We start from the raw sequence: 20,297 nt of genomic DNA, 5'->3' as shown, positions 1-20,297 counted from the left end.
CACCATGCGACGACTCACCACCACACCCCGGACGACGGCGGCCGCATCGGCCGTACTCGCCCTCGCCCTCGGCGCGACTGCCTGCGGCGGCTCACCCGGCCCGGCGAGCGGCAAGGAACTCAGCGGCCAGAGCGTGACCGTGGCCGGAGTCTGGACCGGCAGCGAGCAGAAGAACTTCAAGAAGGTGCTGGACGCCTTCGCCGAGAAGACCGGCGCCAAGACCGACTTCGTGCCCACCGGCGACAATGTCTCCACCTTCGTCGGCAGCAAGATCGAGGGCGGCAACGCGCCCGACGTGGTGATGGTGCCTCAGGTCGGCGTACTGCAGCAGTTCGCCAAGGAGGGCTGGCTCGCCCCGCTGTCGAAGCAGACCGCCACGACGGCCGGCGGCAACCTGGCCGAGGTGTGGAAGAGCTACGGAACCGTCGACAAGACGTACTACGGGCTGTACTTCAAGGCCGCCCACAAGTCCACCGTCTGGTACAGCCCGAGCGCGTTCGAGCAGGCCGGAGTGGCCGAGCCCAAGAACTACGCGGAGATGCTCAAGACCGGCCGGACGCTCGCCGACTCCGGGCTCCCGGCCTTCTCCGTCGCGGGGGAGGACGGCTGGACCCTGACCGACTGGTTCGAGAACATCTACCTCTCCCAGGCCGGGCCCGAGAAGTACGACAAGCTGGCGGCCCACACCCTGCCGTGGACCGATGCGAGTGTGGTGGAGGCGCTCACGACGCTGGGTGAACTGTTCAAGGACAAGCAGCTGGTGGCCGGCGGCTCCGACGGCGCGCTCGGCACCGACTTCCCGGCCTCGGTCGAGCAGGTCTTCGGCCCCGCGCCGAAGGCCGGCATGGTCTACGAGGGCGACTTCGTCGGCGGAATAGCCAAGGACGAGTTCGGCAAGAGCCTTGGCAAGGACGCCAAGTTCTTCCCGTTCCCCGGCGTCGGCAACGGCAAGGCCCCCGTGGTGAGCGGCGGAGACGCGGCCGTCGTACTCAAGGACGGCAAGAACCAGAAGGCCGCGATGCGACTGCTGGAGTTCCTGGCCACGCCCGAGGCCGCCTCCGTCTGGGCCGGCGCGGGAGGCTTCCTCTCCCCCAACAAGGAGGTGGACCCTGCCTCCTACTCCGACGACACCACCCGCGCCACGGCCGAATCGCTGGTCAAGGCAGGTGACTCCGTCCGCTTCGACATGTCCGACCAGGCCCCGGCCGCGTTCGGCGGCACCAAGGGCGCGGGCGAGTGGAAGCTCCTCCAGGACTTCCTGCGCGACCCCTCCGACCCGAAGGGCACGGCGGCGAAGCTGGAAGCCGCGGCCGCCAAGGCGTACCGGAACTGAGGGCCCGCGCCATGGCTGTCACCACCACATCCGCCCCGTCCCCCGCCCCCGCCGCCGGCGCGCCACGGGACGTGAGTCCGCGGCGGCGGGCCCAGCGCAGGAAGCGGAACATCGCGGTGGTGTTCGTCCTGCCCGCCCTGCTGCTGCTGGGCGCGCTGGTCGTCTACCCCGTGCTGTTCTCCCTCGGACGCAGCCTCTTCGACGCGAGCGGCGACCGCTTCGTCGGCGGCGGGAACTACGCCGAGATATTCCGCGATCCGGCGACGCTCAAGGCGATCCGGAACAGCACCATCTGGGTGGTCGTCGCCCCGGTCCTGCTGACCGGGCTGGGCCTGGTTCTCGCCGTACTCACCGAGAAGGTGCGCTGGGCGACCGCGTTCAAGCTCGTGCTGTTCCTGCCCATGGCCGTGTCGTTCCTCGCGGCCGGCATCATCTTCCGGCTCGCCTACGAGCAGGACCCGAACCGGGGCGTACTCAACGCAGTCGTCGTCGGCGTGCACGACGCCTTCAACGACCGGTCCGCCTACCCCACCGCCCGCGCCCGGGAGAACCAGGGCCTGGCCGGGGACGCGGGCGGGGCGTACCGCACCACCGACGCGGTCCGGCCCGGGCAGTCGGTCAGCCTCGGCTTCGTGGGGGTGGCGCCGGACCAGATGCCTGCCGACGCCCGCCCCGCCCGGTCCGAGGCCGCCGCCGCACCCGCCGCGGGCGCCGCGGACGCGGTCAGCGGGGTGGTCTACCTCGACTTCACTCCCGGCGGAGGCGGTACGGCGGGCCAGGTCGACCCGGCCGAGAAGGGCTTGCCGCGGATGACGGTCGAGGTGGTACGGGACGGCCGGGTGGCAGCCACGGCCGCCACCGCCGCGGACGGCTCGTTCACCTTCCGCGGGCTGGAAGCCGGTTCGTACACGGTGCGGCTGCCGGCCGAGAACTTCGCCGCCCCCTACGAGGGCGTCTCCTGGCTCGGACCCGCTCTGGTGACCCCGGCCGTCATCGGCGCCTATCTCTGGGTCTGGACCGGCTTCTCGATGGTGCTGATCGGCGCGGGGCTGGCCGCCCTCCCCCGGGACGCCCTGGAGGCGGCCCGGATGGACGGCGCCACCGAGTTCCAGATCTTCCGGAAGATCACGGTGCCGCTGCTCGCTCCGGTACTCACGGTGGTCTTCGTGACCCTGGTGATCAATGTGATGAAGGTCTTCGACCTCGTCTACATCATCGCGCCGGGGCCGGTCCAGGAAGAGGCCGGTGTGCTGGCGACCCGGATGTGGCTGGTGTCCTTCGGCGGCGGCAACAACCAGGGACTCGGCAGCGCCCTGAGCGTGCTGCTGCTCCTGCTGGTCGTCCCCGCCATGATCTTCAACGTACGGCGCTTCCGAGGGAGCGAAAAATGAGCAGTCACAGCACGCTGGGGCGTGCGCAGGGCCTGCTGGCCCGAGGGCTCGGCAACGGACTGGTGCAGGCCGTCCTGATCGTGGTCGCCCTCGTCTGGATCACCCCGTTGGCCGGGCTGTTCCTCTCCTCGGCGCGCGCCGAACGGGACAACGCGGCGGCCGGCTGGTGGACGGCTCTCGCCGACCCCGGGCAGCTGTCCCTGGACAACTACACCGTTCTGCTCCAGGACTCGGGCATCACCCGGGCCTTCTGGAACACCGTACTGATCTCGGTGCCGACCACCCTCCTGGTCGTCGCCATCGCGGCGCTGGCCGGATACGCCTTCGCCTGGCTGGAGTTCCCGGGCCGCAACGCGGTCTTCCTGGTGGTGGTGGGGCTCCTCGTGGTGCCCGTGCAGATCGGGCTGCTGCCGGTGGCCAAACTGTTCGGCTCCGTCGGGCTGTTCGGCACCATCCCGGGCGTGGTCCTCTTCCATGTCGCGTACGGACTGCCCTTCGCGATCTTCCTGCTGCGCAACTACTTCGCCGAGATCCCGCGCGAAATGCTGGAGGCGGCCCGGATGGACGGCGGCGGGGAGTGGCGGATCTTCTCCCGGCTGATACTGCCGCTCGGCCGGCCGGCACTCGCCAGCCTCGCCATCTTCCAGTTCCTCTGGGTCTGGAACGACATGCTGGTCGCGCTGCTCTTCGCGGACAGTGACGCCCAGCCGCTCACCGTCGCCCTCCAGTCGGAGATGCGGCAGTTCGGCAGCAATATCGGCGTGCTCGCGCCGGGCGCGTTCCTCTCCCTGGTGGTCCCGGTGGTCGTCTTCTTCGCCTTCCAGCGCCACTTCGTCCAGGGGGTGATGGCCGGCTCGGTCAAGTGACGGCGGCGACCTGTACGCGCGGCTCACCCCGCGGCCTGGGCCGGTGGCGGGGCCGGGCGGTGGCGGAAGCGGGCCGCGAGGACGGCGACGTCGTCCTCGGCGTGATGCGCGTCGAGGCGGGCCAGAACCTCGTCCAGGATCTCGTCCACACTCGCTCCGGCGGTCATCCGCAGCCCGGCCAGCCGGGACAGCGACACGTCGATGTCCTCTCCACGCCGCTCCACCAGGCCGTCGGTGAACATCAGCAGCGTCTCGGGGGCCTCGAGCTCGCGGGTGACGAGTTCGTAGCCGCCCAGCCCGGTGCCCAGGGGCGGCCCCACGGGCACGTGCAGCACATCGGCGGTGCCCTCGCTCGTGAACACCACGGGAGGCAGATGTCCCGCGCTTGCGAAGGTGGCGATGCCGCGTGCGGGATCGACGCGGGCGAGCAGGCAGGTCGCGGGGCGCCGGGCACCGTCCTCGGACACAGCGGCGTCGAGCTGGCGCAGTACGCGGTGGGGCGGCAGGTCGGTCGAGGCGACATAGCGGAGCATGGAGCGGTACGCGTTCATGTCGACCGCGGCGGCGATACCGTGCCCCATCACGTCGCCCATGACGAGCAGGGTGCGCCCGTAGTGCAGCCGTACGGTCTCGAACCAGTCCCCTCCGACGAGGGCGGTGGAGCCCGAGGGCAGATAGCGGGTGGCGAGTTCGAGATTGGGATGCGGCCGACCCGGTTCGGCCAGCAGCGCCCGCTGCAGGTTCAGGGCGGTGGCCTGGGTCTCGGCGTGCCGACGGGCGTGACCGAGGTGGACCGCCGCCAGGCGTGCCGCGTAGTGAATGGTCGCCGTCTCGTGATCGGTGAAAGCGTCGCCGGCCCGGACGGCGAGCAGGACCCCGTAGATCCGGCCGTGGGCGAGGAGCGGCACCGAGACAGCCGCGAGAGCCACCCCGCCGGACACGGCCGCGGTGGAGGTGATCGGGTGCCCCGCGTCCAGCGCCCGCACCGATACCGAAGGGCCGGACTCCGGGTCCGGTGCGCCGTACTGCGTGGCCTGCGGCTCCAGCAGGTCGGGCCGGCCCGCCGTCGCGGAGCGTCTGAGCGGCGTCTCCGGTGGCACGGGGAGCTTCGCCGCGCCATCCTCGCCGAGAAGGTCCACCGCTGCTGCGTCGCACAGCCACGGGCAGAGAAACCGCGCGAGCTCCACACAGGTGGTGCGCTCGTCGAGGGTGGTCCCGATCCGCTCGATGGCCTGTTCCGTCGTACGGAGCCGCGCCAGCATCCGCGTGTGCTCGTCTTCCCGGTTCGACAGGGCAGCCTCCACGACGATCCGCGCGCCGCTTCTGGGATCAGCGCTGATTCAGCCATTTCAGCAGGAGAACGGCCTTTTGACCCACTATGGCTCAAGCCGCCAGTGGCCGGGGCGGCTGAGCGCCGGGGGCAGCTCGGTGGTGGCGTCCCCCCTGGCCGCGTTGAGCTGGGCCTGGGTGAGGAAGATGCTCCCGGTGAGGTCGGCGCCGCTCAGCTCGGCGTCCCGGAAGTCCGCCCCGATCAGGTCGGCCTCTCGCAGGTCGGCAGCCCTGAGGTCGGCGGCGATGAGACAGGCGCCGCGGAGGTTGGCGCCCCGGAGATCGGCTCCGTTGAGCTTGGCCCCGATGAGATCGGCTCCCCGGTGGTTCTTCTTCCGGCCCGGGACGCGGGCCCGCACCAGTTCACTTGTACGCAGCAGCAGCGCGTTGACATCGTGGCGGAGCGCCGCCACGTCCACCTCCGCAAGCGTTTCGGCACTGCTGCGGGTGAGCCCGTCGATCTCGTCCAGGGCCCGGCGAAGATCGCTGCGCAGGGGCCGGGCGGGCGGCAGTGCCAGTGCTTCGGTCAGGTACCAGAGCAGTTCGTGGAGCCCGCGCATGACCGGAAAGACGTCGGACATCTGCCGCGCGGTGTCCGGAGCCTGTCGCCAGTCCTGTCCGCCGAAGGTGACCTGGGAGACCTTCTGCCCGGCGCCGAAGCAGTCGAATACGGTGCAGCCACGAAAGCCCCGCTCGCGCAGGCGTGTGTGGATGCCGCAGCGGAAGTCGGCCCGCAGGTTCGTACACGGCTGCCCGGCGTCCTTGTCGGCCGCGAAGTCGGCCGAGGCCGCGAAGGGCAGCGCGACACAGCACAGCCCGAAGCAGCTCGAGCAGTCGGCCTGGAGACCGAGACGGCTCGCCTCGGTGGAAGGTGCTTCGTGCTTCTGGGACAACGTGCGTGCTCTCCTGCCGCGAGGTGTGCGCCGCTGCGTGCCGCGCTCCGGACGAGCCCCCATTGTCTCCGCCCGGCGGGCGGTGTGACCACCTTCACCCCGCCGGGCCCCTGTTGTGACGGTACGTACTGAGACCATTACATCATCGGTACGTACTGTTACCTGTGTGGCCAAAGCACACCACGGGGCACTGGAGGAAAAGCATGCGACCGTTCGCGCTGAACTACGCACTTCCGGCAGAGGATTCGCCGGTCATCACCCCCTACACCTATGACTCCACCCTGCAGTTGAACGTCCTGCCCGACGGGCGGCCCGCCATCAGCGACCGGGCCGTGCTCCTGGCACACGGCGCCACCGCCTCCACGGCCGGCTCCAAGACACACTTCGACGACTGACCGCCCCGCCGCACCGATGACTGTGCTGATCCTGACCTGCAAGCAGGATGTGACCGCGGACATGGTCGTGGCCGAGCTGCACGAGCGCGGGGTCCCGCTGGTACGCCTGGATCCCGCCGATCTTCCCGGTGAGGCCGCCCTGTCGGCCGAGTACGTCCGCGGCGACTTCTACGGCCATCTGACGGTCGGCGGGCGGCTGTTGAGCATGAGCGCCCTGCGCTCGATCTGGGTCCGCAGACCGGGCGAGCCCGCGGCGCATGCTCCCGACCCGTCCGCATGGCTCACCGCCGAAGCCGGGCAGGCCCTCTACGGAACCCTGTACTCGACCGGCGCGCGGTGGATGAACCATCCCTGCGCGGCCGCACAGGCCCGGTGCAAGCCCTGGCAGCTGCACGCCGCCCATCGCTGCGGATTCGCCGTACCGCCCACGCTGATCACAACGTTCCCGCGGATCGCCCGTCAGTTCGCCATCCAGTACCGGGACATCGTGGTGAAGTCCGCGACCGGCCCGCCCCGCGGCGACGAGCCGACCACCCTGCCCACCACGCGCATCGGGCCGGACACCGACTTCGCGGCCGTCACCGCGGGCCCGACGCTCCTTCAGCAGTACATACCCAAGCGGGCCGACATCCGCCTGACCAGCGTGGGCGGCCGGCTCTTCGCCGCCCGGAAGGCGTCCACGCCCGGCCAGGTCGACGGCCGCTACGACACGACCGGGCACGCCTGGGAGCCCACCGCGATACCCGACCGCATCACCCGCGCCGTCCGCGACTACACCAGCCTCGCGGGCCTCGCCTACAGCGCCTTCGACTTCGCCGAGGACACCGAGGGCACCTGGTGGTTCCTCGAAAGCAATCAGGGCGGCCAGTTCGGCTTCATCGAGCTCCACACCGAGCAGCCCATCGCCGAGAGCGTGGCGTCCTGGCTCGCCGGCACCGCTCCCTAGATCCCTAGACCCGAAGATCTCAGGCGTTCTGCGGCTTCGCGTAGTCCGTTATCTCGCCGGCCATGTCGTAGACCAGGGCCGGCTCGTCCCCCACCACCCAGGCGTCGTGTCCCGGCGAGCACACGAACAGGTCGCCCGGGCCCGCCTCGCCCTCCGTACCGTCGTCCATCAGTACGTGCAGGCGCCCCTCGGCGACATAGCCGATGTGCGAGAACTGGCAGCTGTCCGTCCCGGCCAGCGGCCGCACCGACTCGGACCAGCGCCACCCCGGCTCGAACTTGGCCACACCGAAGTTCATGCCCGGCAGACTGACGACATCGAGATGTCCGTTGGGGAAATCACGGCTCTCGTCAGCTTCTCTGACGTTCTTCATCTCAAGCATGACGTTCCGCTCCCTCCGCGGATGGAAGAACCCGTCGTCTCCATCATCTCGCCGGACCGGCCGACGCGCCGCAGGAGCGGAGCGGGGCTGCCGAAGCGGTCAGTCCGTGGTGTCGCCGAGTGATACGAGCAGACTCCGCAGGGCGTCGGCGAGGGCGTCTCGCTCGCTCGTGCCGAGTGCGCCCAGCAGCCGGTTCTCGTTGGCGACATGGTCGGGCAGGGCGCGGTCGATGAGTGTGCGGCCGTCGGCGGTGAGCGAGACGTGTACGACGCGGCCGTCCGCTGCGCTGGGGGTACGTGACACCAGGCCGCGGTCTTCGAGGCGGTCCAGGCGCTGGGTGATCGCGCCCGAGGTGACCATGGCCGTCCGCATCAGCTCGGCGGGGGTCAGGCGGTACGGGGGGCCGCTGCGGCGCAGGGTGGCGAGCACATCGAAGGATGCCGGGTCGAGGCCGTGGGCGGCGAAGGTGCGGCGCAGTTCGGTGTCGATCAGGCGCGAGAGCCGCTTCAGACGCCCGATCACCGCCATGGGTGACGCATCAAGATCGGGGCGCTCGGCGGCCCACTGCTCCAGCACACGGTCGACGTGGTCGGTCATGGGCCCAGCCTAGCTGATCTCTTAGTGGTGAGATATATTGTCTTAGTGCTAAGAAATCGAATCGGCATCATCCTGGTGACCGCGCCGGCGCCCATGGTTTGGGGGACCACCTACCTCGTCACCTCCGAATTCCGTGGCGCGGGCAGCCTGACCGTACCCGGCAACGGCGGACGTACCGTGATCGACGACCCGGGTTTTCCCGCTGCTCGGCGCGGCATCGCGCTGGCGTGCAATGAGCAACTCGACGCCTGCCGCGTCACCGAAACGGGCGTCGACTGGGCTTATCCGAGCCCGGCCGCCCTGCTGGAGCCGGGAGAGCGCACCGGCAACTACCGGGTGGGGACTGACGAGTTGCTGGTCGACGCCGAGGGCGGCTCGGCGATCTCCATGGAGGACCTCGCGGTCGCGCTGTTGGACGAGGCCGAGCGGCCCAGGCACCACCGGCCTCGGTTCACGGCAGCGTACTGACATCGGGTCGCCGCGTCGCGGTTACGGCGTCGCCGCCGCGTCCCGGAGCGCGTCGAGCAGCCCGCGCAGCGCGGGCTCGGCCGGCGAGGACTCGCGTACCCAGTCACGGCAGGCGCCGCAGAACCTCGCCCGGAATTGCCATGCCTCCGCTGAAGTCGCCCGGCATGGCGGGTCCACCCTGATGCCGCGGTTGCGGGCCGGCCGGTTGGCGACCGCGCGGTCGATCCGGGCCGGTACCGCTCGGATCGCGTCGAAGATGCCGGCACCGGAAGCGGAGGCGAACGGCCCGGGCAGCTGCGGCCGGGCGGCCGGAACACGTTCCTGCGCCGCTACCGGTGCGCCCGCGCGCGACGGCGTGTCCGTCCTCGATCAGGCGCGCGGGTAGGCCTCGGTGACCGCGCCTCGGGATACGCGCAGGTCGCCGGCGAGGGTCCGGGAGGCGGCCGTCCGCGATGGCGCGGCCGCAGCTGCCGGGCTGGCCAGTCGGACCGCCCACCCCCGGAGCATGGTCGGACGGTGCGCCTGGCCACGGGACGAGGCGGCGTTCCCCCACCCGGCAGCGCCAGATGCGGCTGCCGGCCCGCCGGCGGCGGAAACGCGCTGATCGTGCGTCAGCTGCTCCCGCTGCCGGCAGCGGCCGGATTTGACGATGCGGTGGTCCGTCCATGGACGGCGTACGCCGACCGGACACCGCCGGCCTCGCCGTGATCGAGTCCGTCCGCGCCGACGCGTCGGCCACCGGATTCGCCACCGCGCCCTACTGGGACCGGGGATTCACCGATATGCGGCGGGCCGCGGACGGCGGCGGGACGTTCTGCTCCACGTTCTCCAGGCGCATGCGGTGCGCATGTCCTCCTGAGAATTCCGGGCTCTTTCGAGACCCGTTCCGGCCGTTCACGGATTCGGCCGGATCACGCCGCGTGGAGGCGTCCGCGCCGCTATTCCCGGCTGGGCCCTCTTCACAACGTGGTTGCGTAGTGCTGAGATATGCGCGCCATCTCGGCAAGTCCCCCGCATTTCCTCCACTTCCGTCCAATGGAGAACATCCATGCGCAGAACTCTGACTGTCGGCGGCGCGATCGCGGCGTTATTCATCTCGGCAACGTCCGCGCAGAGCTCACCCTCGACCATCGTGGCGCCGCCCGACAAGATCGTGATCGAACTCGCGACCGTCAACGGATCGGGGTGTCCCGAGGGGACCGCCGCCGTCGCCGTCGCGCCCGACAACACCGCGTTCACCGTGACGTACAGCGAGTACCTCGCCCAGGTGGGCGTCGGCGCCTCGCCGACCGACTTCCGGAAGAACTGCCAGCTCAATCTCCGCGTCCACGTTCCGCAGGGCTTCACGTACGCCATCGCAAGGGCGGACTACCGCGGATACGCGTACCTGGAGAAAGGCGCAACGGCCCAGGAGAGGGCGAACTACTACTTCCAGGGGATGCCGCAGACGGTCCACAAAACGCACCCGTTCAAGGGCCCGTACAACGACAACTGGCAGGCCTCCGACGAGACCGAGGTCGCCGCGCTCGTGTGGGCGCCGTGTGGCGAGAAGCGCAACTTCAACATCAACACCGAACTGCGCGTCAGCGCCGGCACATCCGATCCGAAGAAGACGACGAGCTTCATGACAATGGACTCGACGGACGCCGGTATCAGCACCATCTACCACCTTGCGTGGAAGGAATGCCCCGACCCGGCATAACGCATGAACGGGCCGTAATTCGGTGCACGTGAGTGCGGGGTGGGGCTCACGTGCGCCGAGCCACCACGAGGCGGCAGCGAGGGCTGCCGTCCGGACGCCGGCCGAGCTCGGTCAGGGGCAGCAGCTCCACCTCGAACCCGGCTCGCTCCAGCTCGGGCAGTACGTCCGGGAGCCGGAACGTGCGGTAGTACATGACGAAGCGCGGACGCCACAGCGCATTGCGTACGCGCATCGCCGCATCGAAGCCCAACATCGCCCAGTAGACCGGCGAGCCGGCCCGAGGCGGGGCTCCGACAGGGAAGACGAACAGGCCGCCCGGTCGGAGCGACGCGTGGACCTGGGCGAACAGTACGGGCCGCTCCTTCGGCAGGAAGTGGCCGAACGCCCCCAGGCTCAGGGCCAGATCGAAGACCGGTGCGAAGGGGAGGGCACGGGCATCGGCCCGTACCCAGTCCACCACCGGCGCATCGGCGCTCTCCGGCAGAGCGGACCGGCCGGCGGCGAGCATGCCCGCGCTGAAGTCGACTCCGGTGACGCGCTCCCGGCACACCTGCCGCAGCACTCCTACGCCGGCGCCGGTACCGCAGCAGACATCCAGTCCGGTGTCGAACGGCCCGAGCGCCCGGAGAGCACGCGCGACAGCGTCCAGTACATGGTCCGGGGTCCGGAACGGCGTCTGGTCGAACTTCGGCGCGAGCAGGTCGTAGCCGCGCTCGATGGAGGAGAGCGCCTGGACCGCGAGCTCGCGGAGGGTGGGGCCGAGCGGGGTGAACATCGCAGACAGCGTAGCCGCCCCGGCTCGCATGCACGTGCGGTTGCGCGGGCTAGGATCCCGTTCACGACTGCTGGTGCCGGTCGCCGGAGCGGGCACCGGGAGCCCCAGCCGGTCCACCACCCCGAGCCCAGGTGACGCCATGACGAGCACGCACAATCCGCCCGCGCGGAGCCCGCAGACGCCCGGTGAGCAGCACGGGGCGTCGGCGTCCTTCGAGGACCGTGCGGCGCGCATACGCCGTCGTCTGGAGCGGTTGATCGGGATTGCCGCGACCGAGGGCAACGCCCTGGTTCCGTTGCGTAACGGGGACGAGATCTTCGCCGCGATGCTGGCCGCCATCCGCTCGGCGGAGCACACGGTGGACATGATGACGTTCGTGTACTGGCGTGGAGACGTTGCCCGCCAGTTCGCCGAGGCGCTGGCCGATCGCGCCCTCAAGGGGGTGCGGGTGCGGCTGCTGCTGGACGGATTCGGCAGCCGGCTGATCGAGAAGGAGCAGCTGCGGGCCATGGAGCGGGCCGGGGTGCAGGTGGCGTGGTTCCGCAAGCCGCTGTATCTGTCCCCGTTCAAGCAGAACCATCGCTGCCACCGCAAGGTGCTGGTGGTGGACGAGAGCGTGGCGTTCACCGGCGGGGTGGGGATCGCCGAGGAGTGGTGCGGCAATGCCCGTAACGAGCACGAGTGGCGGGACACGCATGTACAGGTGAGCGGCCCGGCCGTCGACGGGATCGCCGCCGCGTTCGCGCAGAACTGGGCCGAGTGCCACGAGGAACTCTTCGACGACCGTGACCGTTTCATCGGGCACCGTCCGCAGGGCGGTGCGATCGTGCAGGTGGTGCGCGGCTCGGCGAGTTTCGGCTGGCAGGACATGCAGACCCTGATCCGGGTGCTGCTGGAGTCGGCCGAGGAGCGGGTGCGCCTCGCCACGGCCTACTTCGCGCCTGACGCGTACTTCATCGAGTTGCTCTGCGCGACCGCGCGGCGCGGGGTCACGGTGGAGATCCTGCTGCCGGGGCCGCACACGGACAAGCGGGTCTGCCAGTTGGCGGGCCAGCACTTCTACGAGGATCTCACCGCCTGCGGCGTGAAGATCTTCCAGTACCAGCCGACGATGATGCACGCCAAGGTCATCACGGTGGACCGGACCGCGGCGCTGATCGGCTCGACCAACTTCAACCGCCGCTCCCTCGACCACGACGAGGAGGTCATGCTCGCGGTCCTGGACGAGGAGTTCACCGCAGTCCTCGACCGCCACTTCGAGGACGATGTGGCGGTGAGCGAGCAGATCACGGCGGGCCGCTGGAAGCGGCGCTCGGTCGTGCAGCGGGCCCGGGAGGTCGCCGTGTTCCCGATCCGCCGGTTCCTCTGACCGGCCGGGTCGAGCGGCCGGTGCTCATGGCGCCTTGGGGGTGTACGTCGGCAGGAGTCGTTCCACCATGGTGGCGATCAGGTCGTCGAGCGGGTACGGGGCCAGGAGATCGGGTGCGGTGAGGTCGTCCACGATCAGGCCGAGCATGGCGAGATAGAGCAGCACGACGCCGGTGCGGTCGCCGGGCAGGCCCGCGTCGAGGTGGAAGCGGATGTTGCCGTCGAGCTGGTCACTGAAGAACCGTGTCAGTTCGGCGTGCAGTTCGGGGCGGCGGGTGGCCTCCAGGCGCAGCTCCAGCATGGCCAGGTGCGTACTGCGTTCCCGGCGCATGCGGTCGACGAGCTGGTGCAGCAGGGTCGCTGTCATCTCCGCGGACGGCGGCGCCTGCATGGTGTCGGCGAGCTCGGTCTCGTCCGGGGTCAGCCGTTCGCGGGTACGGTGCATGACCTGCGCCAGCAGTTCGGCGCGGTTGGCGAAGTAGTTGGACGTCGTGCCGGTGGGCACACCCGCCTCGCCGTCGACCGCGCGCAGGGTCAGGCCCCTGGAGCCCTCTCGGGCGAGGACTTCGATGGCCGCGTCGAGCAGCGCGGTACGCCGGGCCGGGTTCTGTCGCACGAAGGGGCTCCCCACCAGCAGTGAATCACTGCGGGCAGAGTACATCACCTGCAAGCACGACTGGGTCCAGGGGAGCGCCCGCCCATAGGTCCCGCTTATGGGTTCATAGGCGACAGAGAACTACCACAATCACATGGCTCTTGCCAGGGTGGCGTACGAGACAAGTTGTGACCCGCTCGAAGGGAACCTTTCCATGCCCCGACCCCTGCGGGTCGCGATCGTCGGAGCCGGCCCCGCCGGAATCTACGCCGCCGATGCGCTGCTGAAGTCCGAAGCCGCCGCCGATCCCGGCGTGTCCATCGACCTGTTCGAGCGGATGCCCGCCCCGTTCGGCCTGATCCGCTACGGCGTCGCGCCCGACCACCCGCGTATCAAGGGCATCGTCACGGCTCTCCACCAGGTCCTCGACAAGCCGCAGATACGCCTGTTCGGAAACGTCGACTACCCGAACGACGTCAGCCTCGACGATCTCCACGAGTTCTACGACGCCGTCGTCTTCTCGACCGGCGCCGACGCAGACCGGGCTCTGGACATCCCCGGCATCGACCTCGAAGGCTCCTTCGGAGCCGCCGACTTCGTGTCGTGGTACGACGGCCACCCCGATGTGCCCCGCACCTGGCCGCTGCACGCGCGGAAGGTGGCCGTGCTGGGGGTCGGGAACGTGGCCCTGGACGTGGCCCGCATTCTCGCGAAGACCGCCGACGAACTGCTCTCGACCGAGATTCCCCCGAACGTGTACGAGGGTCTGGCCGCCAACCAGGCCGTCGAAGTCCACGTATTCGGCCGACGCGGCCCCGCGCAGGCCAAGTTCAGCCCGATGGAGCTGCGCGAGCTCGACCACTCCCCCACCATCGAAGTCATCGTCGACCCCGAGGACATCGACTACGACGAGGGCAGCACCGCCACGCGGCGCGCCAACAAGCAGGCGCACATGGTCGCCTCGACTCTGGAGAACTGGGCCATCCGGGATCCGGGCGACCGGCCCCACAAGCTCTTCCTGCACTTCTTCGAGTCCCCGACCGAGATCCTCGGCGAGGACGGCCGGGTCACCGGGCTGCGTACCGAGCGCACGCGGCTCGACGGCACCGGCAACGTCGCCGGCACGGGCGAGATGCGCACCTGGGACGTCCAGTCCGTCTACCGTGCCGTCGGCTACCTGTCCTGCGAGCTGGCCAAGCTGCCCTTCGACTTCCTCACCGGAACCGTCCCGCACGAGGCCGGACGCGTGATCGAAGGCGGCGAGCACCTGCGGTCCACGTACGTGACGGGCTGGATCAAGCGCGGTCCGGTCGGGCTCATCGGCCACACGAAGGGCGACGCGAACGAGACCGTCGCCTGCCTGCTCGACGATCACCGCAACGACCGCCTCCGAACCCCCGCCGCCCCGGGTGAGGACGCGATTGTCGCTCACCTGGACGGCAAGGGCGTCCGTTACACGACGTGGGACGGATGGCACCGCCTGGACGAGTCGGAGCGCGCGCTCGGAGCGGCCGAGGGACGCGAGCGGGTGAAGATCGTCGACCGGGAGGCGATGCTCGAAGCCGGCACGCCTCCATCGGACCCCGCGGACCCGTCCGCCGGCCGCTCGTGACCGGCTGATTACCCGCCTACGAGATGAGCGGGCAGCTCGTCAGCAGCGACGCGGTGTCCGCCGAGCCGGGACGCGGAAGGGTCCGGCTGGACGGCGGCTTCTCACCCCGGCGGAGCCAGTCCTCCAGCGCCGCGAAGGCGGAGCGGTGGCACGGCACCAGGGGCCGCAGCCGGTCCGGGAAGGTGTCGAAGAGCGAGTCGACGTGCGTGCCCGCCTCGACGCGGTAGTAGCGGAACAGTCCGCCCCGGCCCGCGTCACGCACCATGCGGGCGTAGACGTCGGACTGCTCGCTGATGGGCAGCTGTACGTCGAGGGACGCCGGAGGTCTTGATGCGTTGCTTCGCGCGGCTGATCCGCTGCGCCATCGTGGAGTCGGGAACCATGAACGCGCGCGCGATCTCGGCCGTGGTGAGACCTCCGACCGATCGCAGGGTCAGGGCGACGGCCGCACCGGGCGACAGCGCGGGGTGAGCACACATGAACAGCACGGTCAGCGTGTCGTCCCGGTCCGCCGCCTCCTGGGTGTCCGCCGGCGGCGCCGCCTGCCGGTCCGACGGTTCCCGCCGGGCCGCGAGATCCTCGCGGTTGCGGCGCGCCTGCTCGCTGCGCACCTGGTCGGCCATACGGCGAATCGCGACCTGGATCAGTTCAACGAGTCCACCGGGACGGGCCTGCATGCCTCGGTGAACAGCTTCGGCTACACCTTCCTGCCGAACCGGATGTTCGGTCCGTACTTCGGCAACGAGGCGAAGGCTCTCTACGACCAGGCGCAGGCCTCTTCCTGATCTCATCGACGTCTTCGGGCTTCAGCGCAGGTAGTTGTAGACCGTCGCGCGGGAGACGCCGAGGATCTCGGCGAGGGCCTGGACGGAGTGCTTCACCTGGAGGAACCCCTGGGCCTTCAGGGAACGCACGAGGTCCCGCTTCGCGGCGGAGTCGAGCCCGCGCGGCGTCTGGGCACGGGCCGCCGCGAACTCCTCGGCCACCGTGCGCAGTTCCTCGACGGACCGGGCACGCAGCGTCTCGGCGAACGGCTGCGCCTGATCGTCGGTCCTGATCAGGTTGGCGAGGCTTTTCGAAACGCCGGCGAAGAGCGACACGTCCAGGTTGAGGCAGAGGGCAGCCACATAGGTCCCCGCGCTGTTCTTGATGCCGATGGACGTGCTCTTCGCCGGGCGGCCGTCCGGAAAGCGGTTGGGGTAGTTCTGGATGACCCCGGGGTAGCCGGGGTCCTGGATACGGGCGAGGCCGAGTTCGGTGGCCGCCTCGCCCACCGAGCGGCCGGAGAGGTTGTTCTCGATCGCCCGGATCGCCTGCGCGGGATCGCGGAGGTCGTGCAGTACGACCTCGCACAGGCCGGGGAACATCCGGCCGACAGCGACGGCGATCTTCTCGGCCTCCCGCAGCAGCAGCTCGTCCTCGGCGTCGCTCACTCGGCACCGCCGTCCGTCATGTCCCGGCCGTCGGGAGTGAACAGGCGGCCCATGGTGGTGGGGGCCTTCATACCGGAACCGGTCAGCAGGACCACGGTGGTCTGCCCCCGCCCGATCGCGCCCCTGGCCCGGAAGACCTCGATGGCCGCGGCCGCGGTCGCGCTGGTCGGCTCGGCGTACAGCCCCATTCCGGCCAGCCGGCGGACCGCGGATTCGATGTCGGCCTCCGGGATCGCCGCCATGTCTCCCCCGGACCGCCGGATTGCCCGCAGCACCTCGGGGAGCCGGACGGGCTCGGGAATGGCCGCGCCCTCGGCGATGGTCGGGGCGTGGTCGACCGGTACGAGCGTGTCCGATCCGGCGTGGAAGCTCGCGTGGAGGGGCGCGCAGTTGGCCGGCTGTGCCACGAGCAGCCGCGGCCGTCGTTCGATCGCACCCGCGGCGAGCAGCTCCGAGAAGCCGAGGTCGCAGCCCAGTACGGTGCTGCCCGCGCCGGCCACGGTCACGATGGTGTCGGGAGCGGTGAAGCCGAGGTCCTCCCAGAGTTCGTACGCGAGCGTCTTCGTGCCCTGCAGGAAGAACGGATGCCAGTTGTGGCCGGCATAGTACGTGTGGGCCGACTGACGCAGCGCTTCTGCCGCGGTGGCCTCCCGGTCGCCCGGTACGAGCTGGACGTCGGCGCCGTACGCCCGGCTCTGCAGGATCTTCGCGGGCGAGGTCGACTCGGGCGCGAGGATTCTGGCCCGGATTCCGGCCGCCGCGCAGTAGGCCGAGACGGATGCGCCGCCGTTGCCGGAGCTGTCCTCGATCACCTCGGTGACACCCTGTTGCGCGAGCAGGGAGATCATCACGCTGGTGCCGCGGTCCTTGAAGCTGCCGGTCGGGCTGAACCACTCCAGCTTGAACGCGACCGGCTCGCCGGCCCAGGACTTCTCGACCAGCGGCGTGCAGCCCTCGCCCAGCGAGACCGGGTGCGCGATGTCCGTCGGCAGTGCCGCCCGGTAGCGCCACAGCGAACGGGTACGGGAGTCCACGTCGTCGCGGGTGAGGCCGGGCAGTGGGCTCACGGTCAGGGGCGCACCGTCGTCGCCGCGCCAGCGCGGTTCGCCGAGCGGGTAGGTCCGGCCGGACCGTTCGTCGACGTAACAGGGTTCGTGTTCCACCGCCGCTTCCATGGTGGCCAGACTGTCTAAAGTTGGATTTTCTGTCAACCGTAGGGGCATGCGAGGCCCCGTTGCGCTCTCCACAGCTCCGCTTATGCTCCGAGGCGTGTTCGATTCCCGGCACATCCGGACGTTCCACGAGGTCGTCGAGACCGGGTCCTACTCGGCCGCCGCCCGCTCCCTCGGCTATACGCAGCCGGCCATCACCCAGCAGATGAAGGCGCTCGAACGGGCCGTGGGAACCCCGCTGTTCATCCGCGTCGGCCGCCGGATGCGCCTGACCGAGGCCGGCGAGACGCTGGTGCGCCACGCGGACGTCATCCTGGGCAGCCTCTCCGCGGCCGAGCAGCAGCTCACCGCCCTCACCCGGCTGCGTACCGGCCGCGTGCGCGTGTGCGCCTTCCCGAGCGCCAACGCCACCCTGATACCCGAGGCGCTGGCCAGGCTGGCAGCCGGCTACCCCGGCGTCCGGGTCGAGCTGCTGGAGGACGAGCCGCCCGAGTCGCTGCGGCGGCTGGTGCGCGGCGAGTGCGATCTCACGCTCGCCTTCACGTATCCCGGTCTGCACGAGGAGGTTCCGGACGAGGTGGTGGAGATCCTGCTGATGGAGGACCAGTTGACGGTACTCCTGCCGGCCGGGCATCCGCTTGCGCGGCGCCGCTCGGTCAAACTCGCCGACCTGGCCGGCGAGCGCTGGATCGCCGGGTGCCTGCGCTGTCGCGCGAACCTCCTGCACGAGTGCGCGGAGCTGGGCTTCGCGCCGGACGTCGCGTTCGCCACCGACGACAACCTGGTGGTCCAGAGCCTGGTCGCCGAGGGGCTCGGCGTCGCCATGGTGCCGGCTCTGGTCCTCTCCTTCCTGTGCCACAGGAAGGTCACCGGGCGCCCACTGGACCCGGCCTCGCGCCGCCGCGTCTGCGCGTACGTACTCCGGGAGCATCTGCGGATCCCGGCCACCGCCCTCGTGCTCGACGAGCTGCGGACGGTGGCGGCCAACAAGGTGGGCTGCTGAACGTGTCGCCGTGGCGTCCCGTCCGCGCATCCATAAGCCGGAGTTGGTGTCCGGCCAAGAGACTGTCGTTGGACGCGGCCGACCGGGGCCCCTGACGCTGCCGGTATGACCTCTCCGACCGTTCCCGGAGCCACGACCGTCCGCACCGCGCGGCTCGACGCCTTCGTCGCCGAGGTACGGGCCGTCGTCGACCGGGGCCTGCCACCCGCGCCGACGGCCGCCTTGGTCGGCGAACGGCTGGCGCCCCATCTCGGTACGCCCGACCTCCTCCTCCCGCAGCAGTGCCTGGGCGATCCGGTGCGGTACCGCCAGCACATCCTGCACGCCGAGCAGGACGGCAGCTTCTCCGTCGTCGCCCTCGTCTGGCTGCCCGGCCAGCGGACCCCGGTGCACGACCATGTGGCGTGGTGCGTCACGGGAGTTCACCGGGGCCAGGAGAGCGAGCGCCGCTACCGGCTGGTGCCCGACGGCACCACCGGCCGGCTGGTCGCCACCGGGGACGTGGTCAACGCGGAGGGCGACGTGTGCGGTTTCGCGCCGCCCGGAGACATCCACCGGGTGCGCAACTCCTGCCGGACCACGGCGATCTCCCTCCATGTCTACGGCGCCGACATCGCCCGGCTGGGCAGCAGTGTGCGCCGCGTCTACGCGCTGCCGGCCGACTGCTGATGACGCTCCACGCGGCGCGACGCCTGGCGCGGCGCCGGGCGGTCACGCCCAGCGCCGCGCCAGGCCTCGCGCTCGCCGCCCTCGGTGTCGCCGCGGCCTGGTCGGTCCACCGGCTCGCTCCCGCCGTACCGATGCTCACCGCGTCCGTGGTGCTCGGCATCGCCGCCGCGCATCTGCCAGGCATACGAGAAGGGGTGCGGGGCGTCGGCCGTTCCGGGCTGTCGCTCGCGGGCAGGCGGCTGATGCGCCTCGGTATCGTCCTGCTCGGTCTGCGGCTGGGCCTGGACGACATACGCGGGCTCGGCTGGGCGACGGTGGCCATGGTGTGCGCCGTGGTGGCCGCGACCTTCGTCGGCACCTGGTGGCTGGGCCGCCGGATCGGACTGCGCGGCGACCAGCCGCTGCTGATCGCCGCCGGCTACGCGATCTGCGGGGCATCCGCCATCGGCGCCGTCAGCGAGGTCTCAGACAGCGACGAGGAGGACGTGGCCGCCTCGGTCGCCCTGGTGACCCTGTGCGGCACGCTCGCCATCGCCGTACTCCCCCTGGTACAGCACCCGTTGGGGCTCTCCGACGCGCAGTTCGGCCGCTGGGCGGGGGCCGGCGTGCACGATGTGGGCCAGGTGGTGGCGACGGCTCAGACCGCCGGACCCGGCGCGCTCGGCGAGGCCGTGCTCGTCAAACTGATGCGGGTGGCGCTGCTGGCGCCGCTCGTCGCGGCGGTGGCACTGGCCGTACGAAGACGCCGGCGGTACGCCGGCGACACCGCCGGGCGCGGTGCGAAGCGCCCCGCACCGGTGCCGCTGTTCGTGCTCGGCTTTCTGGTGATGGCCGCCGTACGCAGCACCGGCCGGCTGCCCGACCTCGCCCTCGACACGGCGCACGTCGCCCAGGAACTGCTGCTCGCCGCAGCCCTGTTCGGCCTCGGCAGCATGGTCCATCTGCCCTCCCTGGCCCGTACCGGGGGCCGGATCGCGGTGCTGGGGCTGAGCGCGTGGGTGGTGATCGCGGGAGCGTCGTATGCGGGCGTACTGCTGACGACGGCCTGAGGGGAAGCGACGCGCGCTGTCGAATTCCGGACAGGGATGTCCGACGGGCGAACGGTGGCGATTGACGCATAACGCGGTTCCGCCGGTCGCGACCGGATCGGTGGATCCCCGCCCTCGCCGGTCATCGGCGGGCGCGAGCCGCGCTCCGCGCGGGCCGGCGCGGGGCGCCATATGTGCGGGAGCCACCGCATGTGTACGGGACTCCGGGGTCCGGGGGACGCCCTGGAGCCGGTGACGCAGCGCGGGGGTGGTGTGAACCCTCAGCAGCGGAAACAGCAAATGGCGTTCCAGTTAGGGGAGTCGGTCGCCTCCCTCAACA

At 70.6% G+C, this 20,297-nt stretch carries 21 protein-coding genes and 2 pseudogenes; 13 read left to right on the top strand and 10 right to left on the bottom strand.

Translation table 11 applies throughout. The annotated features are described in order from the left end of the window. Positions 1 to 4: 4 nt before the first annotated feature. The 3 genes from NLX86_RS16855 to NLX86_RS16845 are packed head-to-tail and all read left to right on the top strand — an operon-like array spanning position 5 to position 3,590. Positions 5 to 1,333 carry an ABC transporter substrate-binding protein gene (locus tag NLX86_RS16855; RefSeq protein ID WP_254372527.1) on the top strand — a complete coding sequence of 443 codons (1,329 nt, stop codon included), beginning with the start codon at positions 5 to 7 and terminating at the stop codon, positions 1,331 to 1,333. Between the two features lie 11 nt (positions 1,334 to 1,344). Continuing rightward, positions 1,345 to 2,724: a carbohydrate ABC transporter permease gene (locus NLX86_RS16850; protein WP_254372526.1), complete on the top strand. Its 1,380-nt coding sequence runs from the start codon at positions 1,345 to 1,347 to the stop codon at positions 2,722 to 2,724. After that, positions 2,721 to 3,590: a carbohydrate ABC transporter permease gene (locus NLX86_RS16845; RefSeq protein ID WP_254372525.1), complete on the top strand. Its 870-nt coding sequence runs from the start codon at positions 2,721 to 2,723 to the stop codon at positions 3,588 to 3,590. Before NLX86_RS16850 ends, NLX86_RS16845 begins: the two co-directional genes overlap by 4 nt. 23 nt (positions 3,591 to 3,613) lie before the next feature. Here the strand turns inward: NLX86_RS16845 and NLX86_RS16840 are convergent, their stop codons facing one another. Both NLX86_RS16840 and NLX86_RS16835 read right to left on the bottom strand, forming a co-directional pair. After that, positions 3,614 to 4,894 carry a PP2C family protein-serine/threonine phosphatase gene (locus NLX86_RS16840; protein WP_374213897.1) on the bottom strand — a complete coding sequence of 427 codons (1,281 nt, stop codon included), beginning with the start codon at positions 4,892 to 4,894 and terminating at the stop codon, positions 3,614 to 3,616. Positions 4,895 to 4,966: 72 nt separating this feature from the next. After that, on the bottom strand, positions 4,967 to 5,812 hold the full coding sequence (locus NLX86_RS16835; RefSeq protein WP_254372524.1) for a pentapeptide repeat-containing protein: 846 nt from the start codon (positions 5,810 to 5,812) through the stop codon (positions 4,967 to 4,969). Between the two features lie 203 nt (positions 5,813 to 6,015). Here NLX86_RS16835 and tgmA point away from each other — a divergent pair, with 203 nt between their 5' ends. After that, entirely contained in the window at positions 6,016 to 6,207 is a 192-nt protein-coding gene (gene tgmA, locus NLX86_RS16830) for a putative ATP-grasp-modified RiPP (protein ID WP_254372523.1), read from the top strand. Between the two features lie 16 nt (positions 6,208 to 6,223). Next, on the top strand, positions 6,224 to 7,153 hold the full coding sequence (gene tgmB, locus NLX86_RS16825; RefSeq protein WP_254372522.1) for an ATP-grasp ribosomal peptide maturase: 930 nt from the start codon (positions 6,224 to 6,226) through the stop codon (positions 7,151 to 7,153). Between the two features lie 19 nt (positions 7,154 to 7,172). Here tgmB and NLX86_RS16820 read toward each other — a convergent pair whose 3' ends face one another. Further along, entirely contained in the window at positions 7,173 to 7,535 is a 363-nt protein-coding gene (locus NLX86_RS16820) for a cupin domain-containing protein (protein ID WP_254372521.1), read from the bottom strand. 99 nt (positions 7,536 to 7,634) lie between these two features. Then, on the bottom strand, positions 7,635 to 8,132 hold the full coding sequence (locus tag NLX86_RS16815; protein WP_254372520.1) for a MarR family winged helix-turn-helix transcriptional regulator: 498 nt from the start codon (positions 8,130 to 8,132) through the stop codon (positions 7,635 to 7,637). Positions 8,133 to 8,177: 45 nt separating this feature from the next. Here NLX86_RS16815 and NLX86_RS16810 point away from each other — a divergent pair, with 45 nt between their 5' ends. Both NLX86_RS16810 and NLX86_RS16805 read left to right on the top strand, forming a co-directional pair. Then, positions 8,178 to 8,600, top strand: coding sequence for an NAD(P)-dependent oxidoreductase (locus NLX86_RS16810; protein WP_254372519.1), 423 nt, complete (start codon positions 8,178 to 8,180; stop codon positions 8,598 to 8,600). 1,048 nt (positions 8,601 to 9,648) lie between these two features. Continuing rightward, positions 9,649 to 10,302, top strand: a complete 654-nt coding sequence (locus tag NLX86_RS16805; protein ID WP_254372518.1) for a DUF4360 domain-containing protein — start codon at positions 9,649 to 9,651, stop codon at positions 10,300 to 10,302. Between the two features lie 46 nt (positions 10,303 to 10,348). Here the strand turns inward: NLX86_RS16805 and NLX86_RS16800 are convergent, their stop codons facing one another. Continuing rightward, positions 10,349 to 11,077 carry a class I SAM-dependent methyltransferase gene (locus NLX86_RS16800; protein ID WP_254372517.1) on the bottom strand — a complete coding sequence of 243 codons (729 nt, stop codon included), beginning with the start codon at positions 11,075 to 11,077 and terminating at the stop codon, positions 10,349 to 10,351. Between the two features lie 139 nt (positions 11,078 to 11,216). Here NLX86_RS16800 and NLX86_RS16795 point away from each other — a divergent pair, with 139 nt between their 5' ends. Then, positions 11,217 to 12,446: a phosphatidylserine/phosphatidylglycerophosphate/cardiolipin synthase family protein gene (locus NLX86_RS16795; RefSeq protein ID WP_254372516.1), complete on the top strand. Its 1,230-nt coding sequence runs from the start codon at positions 11,217 to 11,219 to the stop codon at positions 12,444 to 12,446. A gap of 24 nt (positions 12,447 to 12,470) precedes the next feature. On the opposite strand, the gene NLX86_RS16790 is transcribed toward NLX86_RS16795, so the two are convergent. Further along, positions 12,471 to 13,061 carry a TetR/AcrR family transcriptional regulator gene (locus NLX86_RS16790; RefSeq protein WP_254372515.1) on the bottom strand — a complete coding sequence of 197 codons (591 nt, stop codon included), beginning with the start codon at positions 13,059 to 13,061 and terminating at the stop codon, positions 12,471 to 12,473. A 193-nt stretch (positions 13,062 to 13,254) separates the two neighbouring features. On the opposite strand from NLX86_RS16790, the gene NLX86_RS16785 reads away from it, so the two are divergent. Continuing rightward, a complete protein-coding gene (locus tag NLX86_RS16785; RefSeq protein WP_254372514.1) occupies positions 13,255 to 14,652 on the top strand; it encodes an FAD-dependent oxidoreductase in 1,398 nt (465 codons plus the stop codon). 16 nt (positions 14,653 to 14,668) lie between these two features. On the opposite strand, the pseudogene NLX86_RS16780 reads toward NLX86_RS16785, so the two are convergent. Both NLX86_RS16780 and NLX86_RS35065 read right to left on the bottom strand, forming a co-directional pair. Continuing rightward, a pseudogene (locus tag NLX86_RS16780) lies at positions 14,669 to 14,968 on the bottom strand (tannase/feruloyl esterase family alpha/beta hydrolase); the annotation flags it as partial. Then, a complete protein-coding gene (locus NLX86_RS35065) occupies positions 14,907 to 15,131 on the bottom strand; it encodes a sigma factor-like helix-turn-helix DNA-binding protein (RefSeq protein ID WP_374213896.1) in 225 nt (74 codons plus the stop codon). The gene NLX86_RS35065 and the pseudogene NLX86_RS16780, both read right to left, overlap by 62 nt. Before the next feature lie 168 nt (positions 15,132 to 15,299). Between NLX86_RS35065 and NLX86_RS16770 the strand changes: the two are divergent. Next, positions 15,300 to 15,437, top strand: a pseudogene (locus tag NLX86_RS16770) (peptidase); the annotation flags it as partial. A 21-nt stretch (positions 15,438 to 15,458) separates the two neighbouring features. On the opposite strand, the gene NLX86_RS16765 reads toward NLX86_RS16770, so the two are convergent. Then, positions 15,459 to 16,085, bottom strand: a complete 627-nt coding sequence (locus NLX86_RS16765; protein ID WP_254372513.1) for a transcriptional regulator — start codon at positions 16,083 to 16,085, stop codon at positions 15,459 to 15,461. Next, complete coding sequence (locus NLX86_RS16760; RefSeq protein ID WP_374213895.1) at positions 16,082 to 17,260, bottom strand: pyridoxal-phosphate dependent enzyme; 1,179 nt, start codon at positions 17,258 to 17,260, stop codon at positions 16,082 to 16,084. The genes NLX86_RS16765 and NLX86_RS16760 overlap by 4 nt, the downstream gene beginning before the upstream one ends. A 94-nt stretch (positions 17,261 to 17,354) precedes the next feature. Between NLX86_RS16760 and NLX86_RS16755 the strand changes: the two genes are divergently transcribed. The 3 genes from NLX86_RS16755 (at position 17,355) to NLX86_RS16745 (ending at position 19,978) form a co-directional block, all read left to right on the top strand. Beyond that, on the top strand, positions 17,355 to 18,260 hold the full coding sequence (locus NLX86_RS16755; RefSeq protein WP_254372511.1) for a LysR family transcriptional regulator: 906 nt from the start codon (positions 17,355 to 17,357) through the stop codon (positions 18,258 to 18,260). Positions 18,261 to 18,365: 105 nt separating this feature from the next. Then, on the top strand, positions 18,366 to 18,929 hold the full coding sequence (locus NLX86_RS16750; RefSeq protein WP_254372510.1) for a cysteine dioxygenase family protein: 564 nt from the start codon (positions 18,366 to 18,368) through the stop codon (positions 18,927 to 18,929). Further along, on the top strand, positions 18,929 to 19,978 hold the full coding sequence (locus NLX86_RS16745) for a YeiH family protein (protein ID WP_254372509.1): 1,050 nt from the start codon (positions 18,929 to 18,931) through the stop codon (positions 19,976 to 19,978). The genes NLX86_RS16750 and NLX86_RS16745 overlap by 1 nt, the downstream gene beginning before the upstream one ends. Positions 19,979 to 20,297: the final 319 nt, after the last annotated feature.

Source organism: Streptomyces sp. A3M-1-3, from assembly GCF_024213665.1.
In the GTDB taxonomy this organism is placed as follows: Bacteria; Actinomycetota; Actinomycetes; order Streptomycetales; family Streptomycetaceae; genus Streptomyces.
This window is presented reverse-complemented; position numbering and strand designations above follow the sequence as displayed.

Excerpts from the sequence above, each read along its gene's own strand:
- NLX86_RS16855 (WP_254372527.1), top strand. The coding sequence starts at position 5 with ATGCGACGACTCACCACCACACCCCGGACGACGGCGGCCGCATCGGCC.
- NLX86_RS16850 (WP_254372526.1), top strand. The coding sequence starts at position 1,345 with ATGGCTGTCACCACCACATCCGCCCCGTCCCCCGCCCCCGCCGCCGGC.
- NLX86_RS16845 (WP_254372525.1), top strand. The coding sequence starts at position 2,721 with ATGAGCAGTCACAGCACGCTGGGGCGTGCGCAGGGCCTGCTGGCCCGA.
- tgmA (WP_254372523.1), top strand. The coding sequence starts at position 6,016 with ATGCGACCGTTCGCGCTGAACTACGCACTTCCGGCAGAGGATTCGCCG.
- tgmB (WP_254372522.1), top strand. The coding sequence starts at position 6,224 with ATGACTGTGCTGATCCTGACCTGCAAGCAGGATGTGACCGCGGACATG.
- NLX86_RS16820 (WP_254372521.1), bottom strand. The coding sequence starts at position 7,535 with ATGCTTGAGATGAAGAACGTCAGAGAAGCTGACGAGAGCCGTGATTTC.
- NLX86_RS16815 (WP_254372520.1), bottom strand. The coding sequence starts at position 8,132 with ATGACCGACCACGTCGACCGTGTGCTGGAGCAGTGGGCCGCCGAGCGC.
- NLX86_RS16805 (WP_254372518.1), top strand. The coding sequence starts at position 9,649 with ATGCGCAGAACTCTGACTGTCGGCGGCGCGATCGCGGCGTTATTCATC.
- NLX86_RS16800 (WP_254372517.1), bottom strand. The coding sequence starts at position 11,077 with ATGTTCACCCCGCTCGGCCCCACCCTCCGCGAGCTCGCGGTCCAGGCG.
- NLX86_RS16795 (WP_254372516.1), top strand. The coding sequence starts at position 11,217 with ATGACGAGCACGCACAATCCGCCCGCGCGGAGCCCGCAGACGCCCGGT.
- NLX86_RS16785 (WP_254372514.1), top strand. The coding sequence starts at position 13,255 with ATGCCCCGACCCCTGCGGGTCGCGATCGTCGGAGCCGGCCCCGCCGGA.
- NLX86_RS35065 (WP_374213896.1), bottom strand. The coding sequence starts at position 15,131 with ATGTGTGCTCACCCCGCGCTGTCGCCCGGTGCGGCCGTCGCCCTGACC.
- NLX86_RS16760 (WP_374213895.1), bottom strand. The coding sequence starts at position 17,260 with ATGGAAGCGGCGGTGGAACACGAACCCTGTTACGTCGACGAACGGTCC.
- NLX86_RS16750 (WP_254372510.1), top strand. The coding sequence starts at position 18,366 with ATGACCTCTCCGACCGTTCCCGGAGCCACGACCGTCCGCACCGCGCGG.
- NLX86_RS16745 (WP_254372509.1), top strand. The coding sequence starts at position 18,929 with ATGACGCTCCACGCGGCGCGACGCCTGGCGCGGCGCCGGGCGGTCACG.